General features: G+C 59.5%; 17 protein-coding genes. 9 read left to right on the top strand and 8 right to left on the bottom strand.

All coding sequences use genetic code 11. The features are described 5' to 3' along the window. The first annotated feature begins 13 nt into the window (after nt 1-13). The 5 genes from ACTIE1_RS00630 to ACTIE1_RS00610 all read left to right on the top strand — a co-directional run bounded on the left by ACTIE1_RS00630 (nt 14) and on the right by ACTIE1_RS00610 (nt 3,503). Entirely contained in the window at nt 14-838 is an 825-nt protein-coding gene (locus ACTIE1_RS00630) for an SDR family NAD(P)-dependent oxidoreductase (protein ID WP_439560310.1), read from the top strand. Nucleotides 839-915: 77 nt separating this feature from the next. Further along, entirely contained in the window at nt 916-1,122 is a 207-nt protein-coding gene (locus tag ACTIE1_RS00625) for a twin transmembrane helix small protein (RefSeq protein WP_439560562.1), read from the top strand. 3 nt (nt 1,123-1,125) lie between these two features. Beyond that, entirely contained in the window at nt 1,126-1,698 is a 573-nt protein-coding gene (locus ACTIE1_RS00620) for a cob(I)yrinic acid a,c-diamide adenosyltransferase (protein WP_439560311.1), read from the top strand. Nucleotides 1,699-1,815: 117 nt separating this feature from the next. Further along, nucleotides 1,816-2,577, top strand: coding sequence for an electron transfer flavoprotein subunit beta/FixA family protein (locus tag ACTIE1_RS00615; protein WP_439560312.1), 762 nt, complete (start codon nt 1,816-1,818; stop codon nt 2,575-2,577). Continuing rightward, complete coding sequence (locus tag ACTIE1_RS00610; protein WP_439560313.1) at nt 2,577-3,503, top strand: electron transfer flavoprotein subunit alpha/FixB family protein; 927 nt, start codon at nt 2,577-2,579, stop codon at nt 3,501-3,503. The genes ACTIE1_RS00615 and ACTIE1_RS00610 overlap by 1 nt, the downstream gene beginning before the upstream one ends. Nucleotides 3,504-3,653: 150 nt before the next feature. Here the strand turns inward: ACTIE1_RS00610 and ACTIE1_RS00605 are convergent, their stop codons facing one another. The 8 genes from ACTIE1_RS00605 to acs all read right to left on the bottom strand — a co-directional run bounded on the left by ACTIE1_RS00605 (nt 3,654) and on the right by acs (nt 13,432). Beyond that, complete coding sequence (locus tag ACTIE1_RS00605) at nt 3,654-5,744, bottom strand: exonuclease domain-containing protein (protein WP_439560314.1); 2,091 nt, start codon at nt 5,742-5,744, stop codon at nt 3,654-3,656. Continuing rightward, entirely contained in the window at nt 5,737-6,153 is a 417-nt protein-coding gene (locus ACTIE1_RS00600; protein ID WP_439560315.1) for a response regulator transcription factor, read from the bottom strand. The genes ACTIE1_RS00605 and ACTIE1_RS00600 overlap by 8 nt, the downstream gene beginning before the upstream one ends. Then, complete coding sequence (locus tag ACTIE1_RS00595; protein WP_439560316.1) at nt 6,107-6,679, bottom strand: hypothetical protein; 573 nt, start codon at nt 6,677-6,679, stop codon at nt 6,107-6,109. Before ACTIE1_RS00595 ends, ACTIE1_RS00600 begins: the two co-directional genes overlap by 47 nt. Nucleotides 6,680-6,693: 14 nt before the next feature. Further along, complete coding sequence (locus ACTIE1_RS00590; RefSeq protein ID WP_439560317.1) at nt 6,694-8,526, bottom strand: DUF294 nucleotidyltransferase-like domain-containing protein; 1,833 nt, start codon at nt 8,524-8,526, stop codon at nt 6,694-6,696. Between the two features lie 84 nt (nt 8,527-8,610). Then, complete coding sequence (locus ACTIE1_RS00585; RefSeq protein ID WP_439560318.1) at nt 8,611-10,377, bottom strand: sodium:solute symporter family protein; 1,767 nt, start codon at nt 10,375-10,377, stop codon at nt 8,611-8,613. A gap of 13 nt (nt 10,378-10,390) precedes the next feature. Next, entirely contained in the window at nt 10,391-10,645 is a 255-nt protein-coding gene (locus ACTIE1_RS00580) for a DUF4212 domain-containing protein (RefSeq protein WP_439560319.1), read from the bottom strand. Nucleotides 10,646-10,799: 154 nt separating this feature from the next. Beyond that, nucleotides 10,800-11,480 (bottom strand): adenylate kinase, encoded by a 681-nt coding sequence (locus ACTIE1_RS00575; RefSeq protein WP_439563218.1) that lies wholly within the window; start codon nt 11,478-11,480, stop codon nt 10,800-10,802. 5 nt (nt 11,481-11,485) lie between these two features. Then, the gene (acs, locus tag ACTIE1_RS00570) at nt 11,486-13,432 is read right to left on the bottom strand and encodes an acetate--CoA ligase (protein ID WP_439560321.1); all 1,947 of its coding nucleotides are present in this window, start codon (nt 13,430-13,432) and stop codon (nt 11,486-11,488) included. Between the two features lie 489 nt (nt 13,433-13,921). Between acs and murD the strand changes: the two genes are divergently transcribed. From murD to ACTIE1_RS00550, 4 genes are read left to right on the top strand one after another with little or no spacing between them, the layout of a single operon-like run. Beyond that, a complete protein-coding gene (murD, locus tag ACTIE1_RS00565) occupies nt 13,922-15,343 on the top strand; it encodes a UDP-N-acetylmuramoyl-L-alanine--D-glutamate ligase (protein ID WP_439563217.1) in 1,422 nt (473 codons plus the stop codon). Beyond that, a complete protein-coding gene (gene rarD, locus ACTIE1_RS00560; protein ID WP_439560323.1) occupies nt 15,333-16,223 on the top strand; it encodes an EamA family transporter RarD in 891 nt (296 codons plus the stop codon). The genes murD and rarD overlap by 11 nt, the downstream gene beginning before the upstream one ends. Nucleotides 16,224-16,263: 40 nt before the next feature. After that, nucleotides 16,264-16,713, top strand: a complete 450-nt coding sequence (locus ACTIE1_RS00555; protein ID WP_439563216.1) for a gamma-glutamylcyclotransferase family protein — start codon at nt 16,264-16,266, stop codon at nt 16,711-16,713. Nucleotides 16,714-16,745: 32 nt separating this feature from the next. Then, the gene (locus tag ACTIE1_RS00550; protein ID WP_439560325.1) at nt 16,746-17,720 is read left to right on the top strand and encodes an amidoligase family protein; all 975 of its coding nucleotides are present in this window, start codon (nt 16,746-16,748) and stop codon (nt 17,718-17,720) included. Nucleotides 17,721-17,785: the final 65 nt, after the last annotated feature.

The following is a 17,785-nucleotide window of genomic DNA, read 5'->3' as shown; positions in this document are numbered from 1 at the left end:
CGCAAGGGACATAATGCCTTCTATCTTGATTACGGGCTGTTCATCAGGAATAGGCCACAATGCGGCGCACACCCTGTCCAGACGCGGCTGGCAGGTGTTTGCGACATGCCGCAACCCCGAAGACTGCGACAGGTTGCGCAGTGAAGGGCTGGACAGCTTTGTTCTGGATTATACGGATAAGGCAACCATCCATGACGCCTTGGCCCGCACGCTTGAGGTGACAGGCGGCACGCTGGATGCGGTGTTCAATAATGGCGCGTTTGCAATTCCCGGCGCGACGGAAGACCTGCCCACTGACGCGCTGCGCAGCATATTCGAGACGAACCTGTTTGGCTGGCACGAACTGACACGCGCAGTCCTGCCTGTCATGCGTGCACAGGGTCACGGGCGCATTGTGCAGAACTCATCTGTTCTGGGACTGGCGGGGCTGAAATGGCGCGGGGCCTATGTCGCGACGAAATTCGCGCTTGAAGGGCTGTCGGATGTACTGCGTCTGGAACTGGCAGACACCGGAATTCATGTCATACTTATTGAACCGGGACCGGTGACATCGCGCATACGGCAGAATTCCATCCCGCATTTCGAACGCTGGATCGACTGGGAAAACAGCCCCCGCGCGCAGCAGTATCGCGACACGCTGCGGGCACGTCTTTATGACAAATCAGAACCCGATTTCTTTGAACTGCCCCCCGATGCGGTGACCCGCCGACTGATTGCCGCGCTTGAAAGCCGCCGCCCGCGTCCGCGCTATTATGTCACAACGCCAACCTATATTCTGGGGGGCTTGCGGCGTGTTCTGCCGACGCGCGTGCTGGATTATGTTTTGGGCAAATTGTAGCAAGGGCCGGTTTTGCCCTCGCAATTGGCGCGGGGACGATTAAGTTGCAGCCAAATCGATAAGGAGTTCCCGACATGTTGCTGCAAGACCCGATGTTCCTGATCGCGGCGTTTGCGTCGCTGGTGGTTCTGGCGGTGCTGCTGATCGGTATCGGCGGGTTCGCCAAAGGCGGCGAGTTCAACCGCAAACACGGCAACAGGATGATGCGCTACCGGCTGTATGCACAGTTCATTGCGGTGGTCCTGATTGTCGCTTTTGCCTATTTCCGTTCCAAAGGAGCCTGACCCATGGTTGTGCTGAACAAGATCTACACCCGCACCGGCGATTCCGGCGAAACCGCACTGGGAAACGGGGCGCGCGTGGCCAAGCATTCGCAACGTGTCACGGCCTATGGCACGGTTGACGAACTGAACGCGACGCTGGGTCTGGCCCGCTTGCATGCCAGCGACGATATGGTGCAGGCGCTGTCACGCATCCAGAACGATCTGTTTGATCTGGGCGCGGACCTGTGCCGCCCCGACATGGAGCGCGACAAGGATGCGGAATATACCCCCCTTCGCATGATCCCCTCTCAGGTGGACCGGCTGGAACGCGAAATCGACGCCATGAACGCCGATCTGGAACCATTGCGCAGTTTTATCCTGCCCGGCGGGTCGGCCTTGGCGGCACATTTCCACCTGTGCCGCACAGTGGCGCGGCGCGCGGAACGCGAAACGGTTGCCCTGTCCACGATCGAGGGGGTCAACGAATCGGCCGTGAAATACCTGAACCGTCTGTCGGACTGGCTGTTCGTTGCCGGACGCATTGCCAATAACAACGGTGCAGATGACATCCTTTGGGTTCCGGGCGCAAACCGTTAGCGCAGACATATGCTGTAACGCGGCGTCGGGCTTCGCCATCATGTCGTTTTTGCATTGTTTTCTGCAAGTGCAACTCGGTAGAACCAATCAAGCTTTGCTAAAGGGAGATACACGCCAATGAAGGTTCTGGTGCCAGTCAAGCGCGTGATCGACTATAACGTGAAAGTCCGTGTGAAGGCGGATGGCAGCGGGGTCGATCTGGCGAATGTCAAAATGTCGATGAATCCGTTTGACGAAATCGCAGTCGAGGAAGCGATCCGCCTGAAGGAAAAAGGTGTTGTGACAGAAATCGTCGCGGTGTCCATTGGTGTAAAGCAGGCGCAGGAAACCCTGCGCACCGCTTTGGCGATGGGGGCGGACCGTGCAATTCTAATCAATGCCGCTGATGATGTGCATACCGATATCGAACCACTGGCAGTGGCGAAACTGCTGAAGGCCGTGATCGACGAAGAACAGCCGCAAATCGTGTTGTGCGGCAAACAGGCCATCGATAACGATATGAACGCAACCGGCCAGATGCTGGGCGCGCTGACCGGCTGGGCGCAAGCAACCTTCGCATCCGAAGTGTCGGTTGAAGGGGAACACGCGACCGTAACACGCGAAGTGGACGGCGGCTTGCAAACCATCAAGGTCAAACTGCCCGCGATTATCAGCGTCGACCTGCGCCTGAATGAACCGCGCTACGCATCGCTGCCCAACATCATGAAGGCCAAGAAAAAGCCGCTGGATGAAAAGATACCCGCCGATTACGGCGTGGATGTCAGCCCGCGTCTGGAAATCGTGAAAACGACGGAACCTGCCGCGCGCTCTGCGGGGGTCAAGGTCGGCTCGGTCGATGAATTGCTGGCGAAACTGAAAGATGAAGCGGGGGTAATCTGATGGCAGTTCTTCTTCTGGCCGAAGTCACCGATGGTGCATTGAACATGGACGCAACCGCCAAGGCCGTGACGGCTGCGGCGCAACTTGGCGATGTGACAGTGCTATGCGCAGGCGCCAGCGCCGCCGAGGCGGCAGCAAACGCCGCAAAGATCGACGGTGTGGCCAAGGTTCTGTGCGCCGAGGATGCAAGTCTGGGCCACCGGCTGGCCGAACCCACCGCCGCGCTGATTGTCAGCCTTGCGGGCGATTACAGCCATATCGCAGCCCCCGCCACGACGGATGCAAAAAACATCATGCCGCGCGTCGCCGCCCTTCTGGATGTGATGGTGCTGTCTGATGTGTCGGGCATTGTGGATGCTGACACATTCGAGCGGCCGGTCTATGCAGGCAATGCCATCCAGACTGTCAAATCCGGCGATGCAACCAAGGTTCTGACGATCCGCACATCCACCTTTGATGCGGCGGGACAAGGCGGATCCGCCAGTGTTGAAACCATTTCAGCCGCTGACACCCCTGCCCTGTCCGAATGGATCGAGGACAAGGTCGCCGCCAGCGACCGGCCCGAATTGACATCGGCCAAGGTCGTCGTCTCCGGCGGGCGCGGTGTGGGGTCGGAAGACGACTTCAAACTGATCGAGGGGCTGGCCGACAAACTGGGCGCGGCGGTCGGTGCATCGCGCGCGGCGGTCGATTCCGGTTATGCGCCCAATGACTGGCAGGTGGGCCAGACCGGCAAGGTCGTGGCACCTGATCTGTATATCGCCGTAGGCATTTCCGGCGCGATCCAGCACCTGGCCGGCATGAAGGACAGCAAGATCATCGTCGCCATCAACAAGGACGAAGAAGCCCCCATTTTCCAGGTGGCCGATTACGGGCTTGTGGGCGATCTGTTCACCATGGTCCCCGAACTGACAGAAAAGCTGTAAGCAGCAGCGCAAGGCATTGGAAAAGGCAGTCCGGCAAGGGCTGCCTTTTTCGTTGGCGCGGTGCCAAAACCGCAGGCCGACGCGTCATCGGTGGGCCGTTCTGCGGCCCACCGATGACGCGGGCTTTGTCCAGAGCCGCACACGCAAGGCTCAGTTCAGGTCTTTCAGCAACCGTCCGTGGCGGCGCACTTCGCCCAGCACATCGCCGAATGTCAGCAACCCACGCGCTTTCAGCATTGGTATCAGCTTCAGAAATGCATCGGCGGTGGCCACAGTGTCCCCTATGGCTGTGTGGCGGGCCTCTTCGGGGATGGTGATCCCCAATCGCGCAGTCAGCGCATCCAGCGAATGCTGTTCCAACTGGCCATACACCACCGCCGACAACAGCACTGTATCCAGCACCGGATGATCAAAACGCACGCCCATGGATTTTTCATGCCTGCGCAGAAATTCCATGTCAAAAGGCGCATTATGGGCGACCAGCACCGCGCCGCGCGCGAAATCGTGAAACCGCTTGCCCGCTTCGGTCATGCCGGGGGCACCCTTGACCATATCATCGGTAATGCCATGCACCTCGGTCGAGGATGGCGGGATGGCGCGGGCGGGGTCGACCAATGTGTCGAACACCTCGCGCTTCACGCGGCGGCCATTGACCACGCGCACAGCCGCGATCTGCACAATTTCATCGCTGGACGGTGTCAGGCCAGTGGTTTCGGTATCGAACACCACATAGGTCAGATCTTCCAGCTTGCTTTCCAGAACGCCTGCATTGCGCGCCTTTGACAGCAACTCGAAATCATAGACAACCTCGCGCTGGATCGGTGCAGGGCGGGTTGTGGCGCGGCGCGCGTTGGGAATGGGCAGGCGCACAGCGCCCCCGCTATCGCCGCGGGTTTCGGTCCAGGCTTCGGTCGCATGGGCATTCAGCACCGCGCGCGCTGTCAGGTCGGGCGTGTCGGGGTCCAGCGGTTCCGTCAGCCACGAATCGAACACGCCCACTGGCAATGGCGGGCCCTGCCAGACCAGATCCAGCACCGCGCCCGGCCCGTCCTCTTCGGCAAGAACCAGCCGGAAGCTGCGGGCATGCCCTGCCTGCGCCAGTCTGTGCCCCATCCAGCGCAGCAACAGCGCCAGTTCAAACCCGTCACAGGTCAGCATCAGTTCCGGCCCGTCAGTCTGCAAATCCAGATCAAGGCTTTCGAACTGTGCGCGCACCCCGTCCATCAGATCGCGCGAGCGTATTTGCGACAGCGGGCGCCAGTCATTGCGCCCCGCGTCATAGCGTTGGCCCAACTCGGTGATGGCGGCGGTCAGCCCCTGCACTTCGGACAGCATTGCCGCTGTCAGATCCGCCGCTTGCGCCATTTCACTGTCTTCGGAAATAACCCCGATGACAGTCTGCAAATTCGCCGCCGGCCTGCGCACGCGGTCGAACACTTCGGCCAGCAGGGCCTCGCGGGCGGCATGGGCGGCCAGATCGGCAGTGACATCGCGCAAGGTCAGCACGAAACCGGGACGTTGTGTATGCTCGGTCCGCCGCAACACCCGCATGCGCCCCGACAACAACCGTCCGCTGCTGGTGGTGGCGCAAATCAGGTCGGATGCCGCTTCTGGGTCGTTCAGCTTGGCCAGACGTTCATAGGCATGGCGCACCGGCCCTTCGCGCAGGTAATCCAGCAAATTGCGGTCCAGCCCCGGCGCGTCGCCCGCCTCCAGAATGGTGACGGCCTGCCCGTTGTAAAAGGCCAGCTGATAATCGGCGGTGCATAGCAACACGGCCACCGGCACATCCGCCAGCAGTTTTTCCAGACGCGCCTTTTCCGATGACAGGCGCGATGTTTCGCGCGCAACGGATTCCGCCAGCGCGGACCGGGTCTGCGCCAGAGATTGCGATATCTCGGCAGCGGCTGGCGCAAGGTCACCAAGATAGCGCGCGCGGTCCCTGTCGCGGCCCAGATCGCCCTGCACATCCGCATGCGCGCGGGCACGAATGGCATTGGCCAACCCGTCAATCGCGCGTGCCACATTCATGTCGAACAGATACCAGACGCCAGTTACCAGAAACAGGATCAGGAACCCCGCCAGAATGCCCGCCTGTGCCATAGGCGCAAGCAGATCAGCACCGCCATCAACCCGCGACAAAACCAGCCAGCTGGCCAATGCGACCGCGCCAATCGCGCCCACTGCCAATAAGGCAAAAAACAGCAAAATCCGGATACGCAAACCAAGCTTTTCAAGCATCAGTGCTGTCCGATGTCTGCGCAGTTTCCCCGGCCAGAATCTTGCGGACTTCCTCGCGCAGTTCTTTCAACTCGAATGGTTTTGAAATGAACCCGTCCGCCCCCATGGCCAACCCCTTGCGCCGCTCCATGGCAGAACCGCGCGCGGTCATCATCAGGATACGCACAGCAGCGCAGTCAGGATCGGCGCGCACTGTCTGGCAAATCTCATATCCGGACACTTCGGGCAACATGACATCCAGCAGCACCAGATCCGGCTTGGTGTCGCGAATAAGGTTCACGGCCCCTGCCCCGGTCGCAAGCCGGGTCTGCGCATAGCCTTCGCGGGTCAGAAGATAGTCCAGCGCTATCGCAATGTTGTCCTCATCCTCGACCACCAGAATCTGAACCTTCTTCGCGCGGTCCTCCATATGCGGTTCCTCCTCCACATGCGACGATAAGATACGGGTCTTCTGGCGACAGCTGATACCATTCCGCAGCCAGCGGGATTCCCTGTTCATTCAACCGCGTGCCTTCTGTCAGGTCGGCACGTCGCGCCGTGGCGCAATCGAACAGCGACTGGAAACCGAAGGTCAGCGCCCAGCGTTCCTTCAGTATGATGCCTGTCAGCACCAGATCAGGGTTGATATTGTTTGTCTGGCGCACACGGTTGTCGACGGCGGCAATACGCGTCGTCAATGGCACCATATAGGTCCAGGGGCGATACCAGATACGTTGTTCGTTTTTGCTGACGACAGTCACATCATCCGGCAGGCCCGCCTGAAACCGTCCGGCCCATGTGTATTCCAGCCAGATGACCATGCATAACATGCCAGTGGCCGCGCCGACGGGCACAATCCAGTCAGGCAGCGTCCGCTTGCTGAGCCGGTGCAGAAGGTGGGTCACGCCAAAGCCGCCAAAACCTGCGACGATAACTGCCAGAAATTCCAAGATCATTCGGGGTGGTCCTTTTAACCAAGTGTTCCGGCAATCTGGCCAACGGCTGATTGCATTGTGCGCACAACGACGAACGCATCGCGCAAGTGGCTACGCTCGAAATCCGACAGGTCGGAGGGCGCAAGAAAATTGTCGGGCTTGCGCCCCATACGAACCAGCGTTGCCTGATTTTCAAGTCGCAAATCGGCAATAAGATCATAGGCTTCAATCAGGTCGCGCGCCCCCGACACCGAGATGATGCCCTGCTCCTCGGCGGCCAGCAGGCGCGCGCGGGTGTTGACGGCGGTGATTCGTCCGCGCAACGCATACACGCGCGCCAGATCGGTCACGGGAACCACACCGCCCAGCTTCATATCGACATGGTTCTTATGCTCGCCCGAACGAATGGTGGCAAACCCCCGCAGCAGCCCAAGGGGCGGGGAATGCTTGATGGAATTCGAGATCATGTGAACAACAAAGATCGAGTTCTTGCTGGCAGCAGCCAGTGTTTCATCCTGCAAATCCCGAAACAGGCTGGCTTGTCCACCAATCGGACGCAGATCGAACATGACCGACGCCAGCATCTGCGCCTCTGGCGAGGGGGAATTGATCCAGCCTTGAAAATACCGCCGCCAGACGCGCGCAGGCTGGCACCAGCGCGGATTGGTCGCCATCATGTCACCGGGGCAGTAAAAATAACCTGCCGCATCCAGCCCGTCCGACACAAACCGCGCCAGATCCGCAAAATACGACATGTCGTCAGGCGTTACGCTGTCATCAATAATGATGCAGTTATCCTGATCGCTGACGCCTGTCTGTTCCTGCCGGCCCTGACTGCCGCAAGCCGCCCAAAGATAGGGCACAGGGGGCGGACCCAGCTTTTCCTCGGCCAGTTTCAGCAAACGCCGCGTAACTGTGTCGGCAATATCGGTAATCAGTCGCGTCACCACATCATGGGCGTTATGTGCACCCACCAGTTGCAGCAGCAATTGCGGAATACGTTCGGTAACATGGGCCAGATCGCTGTAGGTTTCGGCGACAGCTGCGTCGCGCACCAACTGCGCCGAACTGATCGCCTGAAACCGTGTCAGGTCGGTCTGGGTAATCATGCCCACCAGCTTGTCATCCCGCACGACAGGCAAATGACCGATACGGTGCTCCAGCATCATATGCAGAATATCAGACCCCAGCGAATTGGGCGACAGGGCCAACGGGTCCGGCGTCATGACATCGGCCAGCGGCGTATCCAGCCCGCGTCCTTCTGCCAGCACGCGGCCAGACAGATCGCGCGTTGTCACGATGCCCGCCAACCTGTCACCATCAACCACGGCCACACAGGAAATGCGGTTGTCGCGCATCATTTTCGCGGCTTCCTGCGCGCTCATTTGCGGGGTTGCCGTGATGGGCTTGCGCGCCATCAGGTCTGCGACTTTCAGCGTGGCAAGGTCGTTCTGTCGCCCCAGTTTTCCGCCTGACGGCACGCCACGACTGAAGAACCGTTCAAATGCGGGAAAATTCGCGATCAGATATCGAAGTTCGCTTGCGGGCAGGCATAGCAGGACAGAAGCTGCTGTGGTTGTCGCGGTCGTGACTGCGCGCCCGTCCCGCAACAACCCCCGTTCCCCGAAGGAATTGCGCGGGGCCAGAATGGACACCAGCGCGCCATGCGTGTCGGTCACCTCGATCGCGCCGGACTTGACCAGATAGACCCCCTCTATCGGATCGCCTTCTGTATATATGGTGGTGCCTGCGGGCACCTCGCTGCGGCTGAAGCAATTGGCGACACGCGCCAACTCGTCCTGCGGCAGTGAATCATACGGGTGCACGGATTGCAGGAATTCCAGAACCTTCGGGGCGCTTTGGGTCATGTTCGTTGTCCTGTTTGCACCGGCCCGGATTTGGGTCGACCTGCCCCCGATATCACGGGGACAGGCCTGTGTCTTTGCGTCAGATCAGTGATCGACAGCCGCGCCAGCGCCTTTGGGCACGCGGATACCTTCGACCAATTCCTGAATTTCTGCAGGCGCATCGCCGGTCATCTTGTTGACGACATAGGCGGCTGCAAAGTTCAGCATCGCACCAACCGCACCGAAGCTAAGCGGCGAAATGCCGAACAGCCAGTTGTCGGGGGTGTTGGCCAGCATGTTGGTGCCGGGGATGAAGAACCAACCCAGATAGGTGAAGATATACAGAACCGTCGAACCGAGGCCAACGATCATACCTGCAATCGCCCCCGAGGAGTTCATCTTCTTCGAGAAGATGCCCATCATGATGGCCGGGAACAGCGACGACGCCGCCAGACCGAAGGCCAACGCCACAACCTGCGCCGCAAAGCCCGGCGGGTTGAGACCCAGATAGGTCGCCAGCGCAATCGCAAACGCCATCGAGATCCGGGCGGCAAGCAGTTCACCCTTCTCCGAGATACCAGGATTGATCATCGACTTGATCAGGTCGTGACTGACCGCTGACGAAATCGCCAGCAACAGACCTGCCGCCGTGGACAACGCCGCTGCCAGACCACCCGCCGCAATCAGGCCGATAACCCAACCGGGAAGCTGTGCAATTTCAGGGTTTGCCAGAACAAGGATGTCGTTGTTGAACAACACCATCTCGTTGCCTTCCCAGCCTTCTTCAATGGCACGGGCGGGCGGATTGGCTTCGTTATAGTACTGGATCAGGCCATCGCCGTTCTTGTCCTCGAAGCGCAGCAAACCTGTGCGTTCCCAGTTCAGCATCCAGTCCGGCTTTGCATCAAATGCCAGCGGTTCACCCTGTACACCTTCAGGATAAAGCGTGGTGATGATGTTCAGACGCGCCATTGCACCCACAGCCGGAGCAACCGTGTACAGCAGTGCGATGAAAACCAGCGCCCAGCCTGCTGATGTGCGCGCATCGGCCACTTTCGGAACCGTGAAGAAGCGGATGATGACGTGTGGCAGACCAGCAGTACCGATCATCAGCGACAGGGTGAAGAGCACCATGTTGAAGGTTGATCCGTGGTTGCCGGTATAGTCATTGAAGCCCAATTCCATCAGCACTTCGTTCAGCGTCTGCAACAATGGCTGGCCGGATTCCGTATGGGTTGAGAACAGGCCAAGCTGCGGCAGCGGGTTGCCGGTTAGCTGCAACGAGATGAAGACCGCCGGAATGGTGTAGGCGATGATCAGCACGACATATTGTGCCAGCTGCGTGTAGGTGATGCCCTTCATGCCGCCCAGAACCGCGTAGCAGAAAACAACTGCCGATGCGATGAACAGGCCCGTGGTGCTGTCCACTTCCAGAAAGCGCGAGAATGCCACCGCAGCACCAGTCATCTGACCGATCACATAGGTGATCGACATAACCAGAAGCGAAATCACAGCCACAAGGCGCGCTGTCTGGCTATAGAAACGGTCACCAATGAAATCGGGCACTGTGAAGCGGCCGAATTTGCGCAGATAGGGGGCCAGAAGCAGCGCCAGGATAACATAACCGCCCGTCCAGCCCATAAGGTAGGTCGAGTTGCCATAGCCAACGGCCGCAATCAAACCGGCCATCGAGATGAAGGACGCCGCCGACATCCAGTCAGCAGCCGTTGCCGCACCGTTGACAACAGGGTTGACGCCACGCGATGCCGCGTAAAAGTCAGCAGTCGAGCCGGCACGCGCCCAGATCGCGATCCCGATATAGAGCGCGAAAGAGCCGCCGACGAAGATAAGGTTGATTACAAACTGATCCATTACTCAGCCTCCCTTATTCTTCCACGCCAAACTCTTTATCGAGTTTGTTCATGTAAGAGCGGTAATAAAAGACCAGCGCGATGAAGGTCAGCATGGACCCCTGCTGTGCGAACCAGAACCCCAGATCGGTGCCACCGACCGGAATACCCGCGATAAGCGGGCGTAGAACGATGCCGAACCCGAAGGACACAAGCGCCCAGATCACCATGCAGATGGTGATGATGCGCACATTGGCCTTCCAGTAGGCGTCTGTCGATTTGTCTGACATTGTGACGTCTCCCAGTTTCCTCCTGCGCCTGCTTCGGTATGAAGCAGGCATCCTCTCTTTGTCCCAAGGCAAAGCTTGGGTGTTTGCAGGCGCGCCAATTCAGAAAGCGCCTGCATGCGGGCACCAGTTGGTGCCGAACCGGTTGCCCGGAAGTCTACGACGTCACATCGGTGACGATCGCTGCCAGATCGCCCGCAATACGGTCAATCTGGCCCATAGCATCAACCCGCTTCAACGCGCCCTGCCCTTCATAATAGGCAATCAGGGGGGCGGTCTGCGCATGATAGGCGTCCAGCCGCGCGCTGACTGTTTCGGCATTGTCATCTGCGCGGCGCTTGAACTCGGTGCTGCCACATTTGTCGCAGACACCTGCAACCGCGGGGGTCTTGAAACTGTCATGGTAGCCTTCGCCGCATTTGGCGCAGGTGTAGCGCCCTGAAACGCGTTCAACCATCGCGGCGTCGTCCACATCCAGCGAAATTGCCGCGCCCAGCGTCATGCCCTGATCCGCAAGCAGCGCATCCAGCGCTTCGGCCTGTTTGGCTGTGCGGGGGAAGCCGTCCAGAATAACACCTTTTGCCGTGTCAGGTTCGGCCATACGGTCACGCAGGATCGCCAGAACAATCTCGTCGCTGACAAGGCCGCCTGCGGCCATCACCGCTTGCGCCTGCTTGCCTGCATCCGTGCCTGCCGCGACTGCGGCACGCAGCAGATCACCCGTCGACAACTGGACCAGCCCAAACCGCTCCTCCAGCATGCGGGCCTGCGTTCCCTTGCCCGCACCCGGGGGGCCAAGCAGGATAAGGACAGCGGATTTTGTCATTGTCTCGTTCATCCCTGTCACGCCCTGTTCATGCGGTTTTCGATCAGATCATCCACCACCGCCGGTTCGGCCAGCGTCGATGTATCACCCAATGCGCCATAATCGTTTTCTGCAATCTTGCGCAGAATACGGCGCATGATCTTGCCCGAACGGGTCTTGGGCAGGCCAGGCGCCCACTGGATCAGATCGGGCGAGGCGATCGGGCCAATCTCGGCGCGCACCCATTTTACCAGTTCCTTGCGCAGATCATCTGTCGGCTCTACGCCATTCATCAGGGTGACATAGGCGTAAATGCCCTGCCCCTTGATATCATGCGGGTAGCCCACGACCGCGGCCTCGGCCACAGCTTCATGCGCGACAAGTGCGGATTCCACCTCGGCGGTGCCCATGCGGTGGCCGGATACGTTGATCACATCATCAACGCGGCCCGTGATCCAGTAATAGCCATCCTCGTCGCGGCGGCAGCCGTCACCAGTGAAATAATAGCCCTTATACTGGCTGAAATACGCCTCCTCGAAGCGGGCGTGATCTTCCCAAAGCGTGCGCATCTGTCCGGGCCAGCTGTCCTTGATGCACAACACACCTTCCGCAACAGTGCTGGTCTGCACTTCTGCGGTTGCGGCATCCAGCACCTCTGGCTGGACGCCGAAAAACGGTTTGGTGGCTGATCCGGGCTTGTTCGGGATCGCGCCGGGCAGCGATGTGATCATATGCCCGCCAGTTTCGGTCTGCCAGAATGTATCTACAATCGGGCAGCGGCCCTTGCCGACATGGGTGTTATACCAGTTCCACGCTTCGGGGTTAATCGGCTCACCCACGGACCCCAGCAATTTCAGCGATGACAGGTCGTGCTTTTCCACCCATTCGGTGCCCTGCCCCATCAGCGCACGAATGGCGGTAGGCGCGGTGTAGAACTGGTTGACCTTGTGCTTGGCGCAAACTTCCCAGAACCGGCCTGCATCAGGATAGGTTGGCACGCCTTCAAACATGATCGTCGTTGCGCCATTGGCCAGCGGGCCATAAACGATATAGCTGTGGCCGGTAACCCAACCCACATCGGCGGTGCACCAGAACACATCGCCATCATGGTAATCGAAGGTCATCTGCTGCGTCATCGACGCATAGACCAGATACCCGCCCGATGTATGCACCACGCCCTTGGGCTTGCCGGTCGAGCCGGACGTATACAGGATGAACAGCGGATCTTCCGCGCCCACCTCGACAGGGGCGCAGTCCGCGCTTGCAGCGGCCATTTCGGCGCGCAGGTCAACTTCGCGCCCGTCAATCCATGTCGTCTGGTCGCCAGTGTGTTTGACAACAAGGCATTTCACCTTGTCCGAGCAGTGCTGCAACGCCTTGTCGGTATTGGTCTTCAACGGTGTGCGGCGACCACCGCGCGGCGCACTGTCGGCGGTGATCACAGCCTTCGCGCCGCAACCATTGATCCGGTCGGCCAGCGCATCGGGCGAGAAGCCTGCAAATACGATGGAATGAATGGCCCCGATACGCGCACAAGCCAGCATTGCATAAGCAGCTTCGGGGATCATCGGCAAATAGATGACAACGCGGTCACCTTTGCCCACGCCCTGCGCCTTCAGCACATTGGCCATACGCGAAGTCTGTTCCAGCAGTTGTTTGTAGGTGATGTGCTGGGCGGGGGTCGTCACCTCGTCGGGTTCCCAGATAATCGCGGTCTGGTCGCCGCGTGTCGCGATATGGCGGTCGATGCAGTTTGCGGACACATTCAGCGTGCCATCTTCAAACCACTTGATATCTACCTTGCCATATTCGAATGTCGTGTTCTTGACCTTGGTGAAGGGCTTGATCCAGTCAATGCGCTTGCCATGCTCGGCCCAGAAACTGTCCGGGTCTTTGATCGACGCGGCATACATCTGATCATACCTGGCCGCATCAATATGCGCATTGGCCACGAAATCATCAGAAGCGGGATAGATATTTGACATGAATCGTCCTCCAGTCGTCAGGGGGACCGATGCGCCGCAAAATGCGGCAACTCCCCCCATGAATTTCCGGCGCGTCACACTGGACAGCGCCCTTCCCCAACGCCTGTATAACGCATTCGTCAAAGATTGTGTAACTTTTTTTAACTAAACGATTTTTTTGTAAATTAATTAACAGATAATCTGTCAATACAGTCAATAATTTTCGCTGCACCGCAGGAAACCGTTGTTTTCATATTATTTTCTACACATAGTTGTTACCGCGTTTCTGCCACATTCCTGACACAGGTTTGATCGGACAGCTCATGTCAGCGCAAACACAGGGCGCGCAATAAGTGCAAAGCTTTGTGGCCAAATTCGTACATAAGTGATTCGACACAGCCCCGCATATGCGCCAATCATGCGCGGGCACAAAGCTGTCCTTGCAAGCCCCGTCCACATGGCCCAAAACGCCAGATATGTCGCATGCGCCAGCAAGGAAGGGCCACAACCATGATCCCGATCCAAGGATATAAAGGGGTGCGCGTCGCCGTGCTGGGGCTGGGGCGTTCGGGCATGGCAACCTGCGCGGCGCTGGACGCCGGCGGCGCCATTCCGCTGGCTTGGGATGAAAGCCCCGATACCCGCGCCACGGCCGAGGCCAAGGGCATTCCCCTGCATGACCTGTCCAGGGTGGACTGGTCCGGCGTTGCCGCACTAATCGTCAGTCCGGGCATTCCGCATCTCTATCCGGCCCCCAACCGTATCATTGCCAGCGCCATCACAGCCGGTGTGCCGGTTGATAACGACATCGGGCTGTTTTTCCGCAGCTTCGCCACAGTGCAGACCATGGAATTCGACCAGCCGCCCAAGGTTGTCGCCATCACCGGATCAAACGGGAAGTCCACGACAACGGCCCTGCTGCATCACATTCTGGAACAGGCAGGACGCCCCACGCAGATGGCAGGCAATATCGGCAAAGGGGTCTTGTCCATCGACCCGCCACAGGACGGAGAGGTGGTGGTTCTGGAACTGTCCAGCTACCAGACCGATCTGGCCCGCGCCCTGACGCCCGATATTGCTGTATTCACCAACCTGTCTGCGGACCATCTGGACCGGCACAACGGAATGGGCGGGTATTTTGCAGCCAAACGCAGGCTGTTTGCCGAAGGCGGGCCAGACAGGGCCGTGATTGGCGTTGATGAATTCGAGGGGCGTTTTCTGGCGGGACAACTGGCGCAAAACCCCGAAGATATGCGCGTGATCCGCATCTCCTCGGGTCAGAAACTGGCGGGGCCGGGCTGGAACGTATTTGCACGCAAGGGGTTCTTGTCCGAATACAGGCGCGGCAAGCAGGTTGCCTCCATCGACCTGCGCATGATCAAGGGCTTGCCGGGCGCGCATAACCACCAGAATGCCTGCGCGGCCTATGCGGTGGCGCGCAGCCTTGGCCTTGCGCCGCGCATGGTCGAGGATGCGATGCACAGTTTCACCGGCCTGCCCCATCGCAGCCAGCTTGTCGCAGAAGCGCGCGGCGTCCGCTACATCAATGACAGCAAGGCCACCAATGCCGAAAGCGCGGCACAGGCCCTTCAGGCATTTGACAATATTCGCTGGATCGCAGGGGGCTTGGGCAAGGATGGCGGCATCACATCGCTTGCGCCATATCTTGGGCGTGTGACCAAGGCCTATCTGATCGGTCATTCCGCACGCGACTTCGCCCTGCAACTGGGCGATACCGAGCATGCGATTTGTGAAACCATGGACCGCGCGGTCGCCAGCGCCATGGCCGATGCGCAACCGGGCGATGTGGTCCTTCTCGCGCCTGCGGCCGCAAGTTTCGACCAGTTCGCCGATTTTGAAAGCCGCGGTCAGGCCTTCATCGATGCAGTGCGCACAAGACTGACGGATGAAGGCACCGGCCATGAACAATGATGACAGCCTGCGCGGCTTCGCCTTCGCGGGGGCAGCCTTCGCCATCTGGGGGATGTTGCCGTTTTATTTCAAGGCACTGGATCATGTCCCAACCGTCGAGGTGATCGCGCATCGCGTCATCTGGGCCGTGCCCTTCGCACTGGTGGCGCTTGTTTTGCTGGGCCGCACAGATGATCTGCGCACGGCCATCCGCACACCGCGCATGCTGGGCATGGCGCTGGTCACGGCGGCGCTGATCTCTGTCAACTGGGGCACTTATGTCTGGCTTATACAATCCGGTCAGGCAATGGATGCCGCGCTTGGCTACTACATAAATCCCATTTTCAATGTGTTTCTGGGCGCAACATTGCTGGGCGAGAAACTGAGTGCGCGGCAATGGGGGGCGGTTGCGCTGGCCATGGCCGCCGTCATCGTGCTGACAATGGAAGCGGGTGCGCTGCCGGTCGGCACCTTGCTGATTGTGTTCAGCTGGGGAAGCTACGCCTATTTCAAGCGCGCCCTGCCCATCGGCCCCAATCAGGGTTTCGCGCTGGAGGCGTTGATCCTGCTGCCCTTCGCCCTTGTCTATATGGCGTGGGCGCAGCTTCAGGGAACGACGTTCAGCGCACAGGCTGGCGCGCTGGACTGGGCGCTGCTTGTCGGTTGCGGACTGGTCACGGCGGCCCCGCTGATGCTGTATGCCAACGGGGCAAAAGCATTGCGACTGTCAACCATCGCCATTGCGGGGTATTCAATTCCCACAATGATTTTCCTGATTTCGGTGTTCATCTTCCGTGAACCGTTTGAGGGGGCACGCGTTATTGCCTTTCCCATGATATGGGCCGCAATGGCCCTGTATATTCTGGAAATCCTGCGCAAACGGCGGGCCGGTTTGCAGTAATGCGCTTTGACAGGGCGGGAAACGAAGATACATAAGACCGATGACATTTTTGATCAGCCGCCCGATTGTCACGATTGTTATTATCGCAGTTCTTCTGGCGGGCATGTGGCTTCTGGTCACGCGCGCGCCTGTCTATCTGCCGCGTCTGGATGACAATGCCCCGCCGCCGCTGCAAGATGACGCGCGGGTTTTCGGGTTTGCCACCCTGACCAACCCGCTGGTGCGGTTGGTGGTGCTGGGGCGGGTGGTGCCCGCTGAACCTGCAACCCTTCGCGGCTGGGACCGCAACCGCCGCGACTTGCGCGCCACGCAGGATTTCATGTTGCAAGGCGTGGTCTTCACCGTAACACCCGAGGAGATGACACGCCTTGACCGCTATGAACAAACCGGACGAAAATACCGGCGTGATCTGATGACACTGGAAGATGGGAATGCCGCATGGGTTTACCGCCTGATCGGCACCACCGGACCAGAGGCATTGGCAGACTAACCCTTTCAGCCCCCCATTCAACGGATCGCCCAATGGACAGCCTGCACGACACCCTGCCCCGCGACCATTTCTGGCCCCTGCCTGCGCATTCCAGCGCATCACACGCGCCGCGCCGCGTGGGCTTGGAAATAGAATTTGCGGAAGTCAGCGTGGATGACGCCGCCGAACTGGTGCGCGCGCTGTGGGGTGGGAAAATCTGCCCGCAGGGACCGCGCGACACATTGGTAGAAGACGGGCGCTTCGGCGATGTGAAAATCGAGCTGGACATCGCGCTGAAAACCAGATGGGCCGAAGATATCGCCGCCAAGGCGCTTGGCGATCTGGTCCCCGTCGAAATTGTCACTGCACCGCTTATGCAATCAGACCTGCCCCATGCCCAGCATCTGGTCGATCAACTGCGCAAGGCAGGTGCAAAAGGCAGCCGTGCCGCACTGGCCTATAGTTTTGGCCTGCACCTGAACCCCGAACTGCCTGCCGCCGATGGCGGCGGCCTTGTTGCCGTTGCCCGCGCCTATGCCCTTCTGGAGGACTGGTTGCGCGCCGCCGACCCGATTGATCCGGCGCGCAACATCATGCCCTTTGTGGACCGCTGGCCCGATGCACTGGTCGGCGCGCTTGTTGCGGGCCGTGACTGGGGTATTGATGATCTGGCCACATCCTATGCGCGCCTTGCACCGTCACGGCAATACGGGCTGGACCTGCTGCCCGCGCTGGAACATTTGTGCGCCCGCCTGCTGACGGATGTGCCGGATGCACAACTGAAGGGGGGGCGACCAACCTTTCATTACCGGCTGGCCGATGCCCGCGTGGACGAACACGACTGGAGCATTGCCTATGAATGGAACCGCTGGGTTCTGATTGAACGGGTTGCCACCACGCCCGATTTGCTGGACGCGCTGGCCAGCGACTGGACGCAGCACCATGCAAGCCTGACAGCCACGCGCGGCGGCTGGGTTTCACAGGTAGAACACAGGCTGGGACAATTCCCCGACCTGTTGCGCCATTGATACCGGCCCGATCCTTCAGGGATCCGTCCTAGAGCATGTTGCTTAAAAGTGGGAACCGGTTTTGA

The organism is Roseinatronobacter sp., assembly GCF_051859525.1.
Lineage (GTDB): Bacteria > Pseudomonadota > Alphaproteobacteria > Rhodobacterales > Rhodobacteraceae > Roseinatronobacter.
Note: the sequence above shows the minus strand (reverse complement) of the source record. Positions and strands in the feature narration are given on the sequence as shown.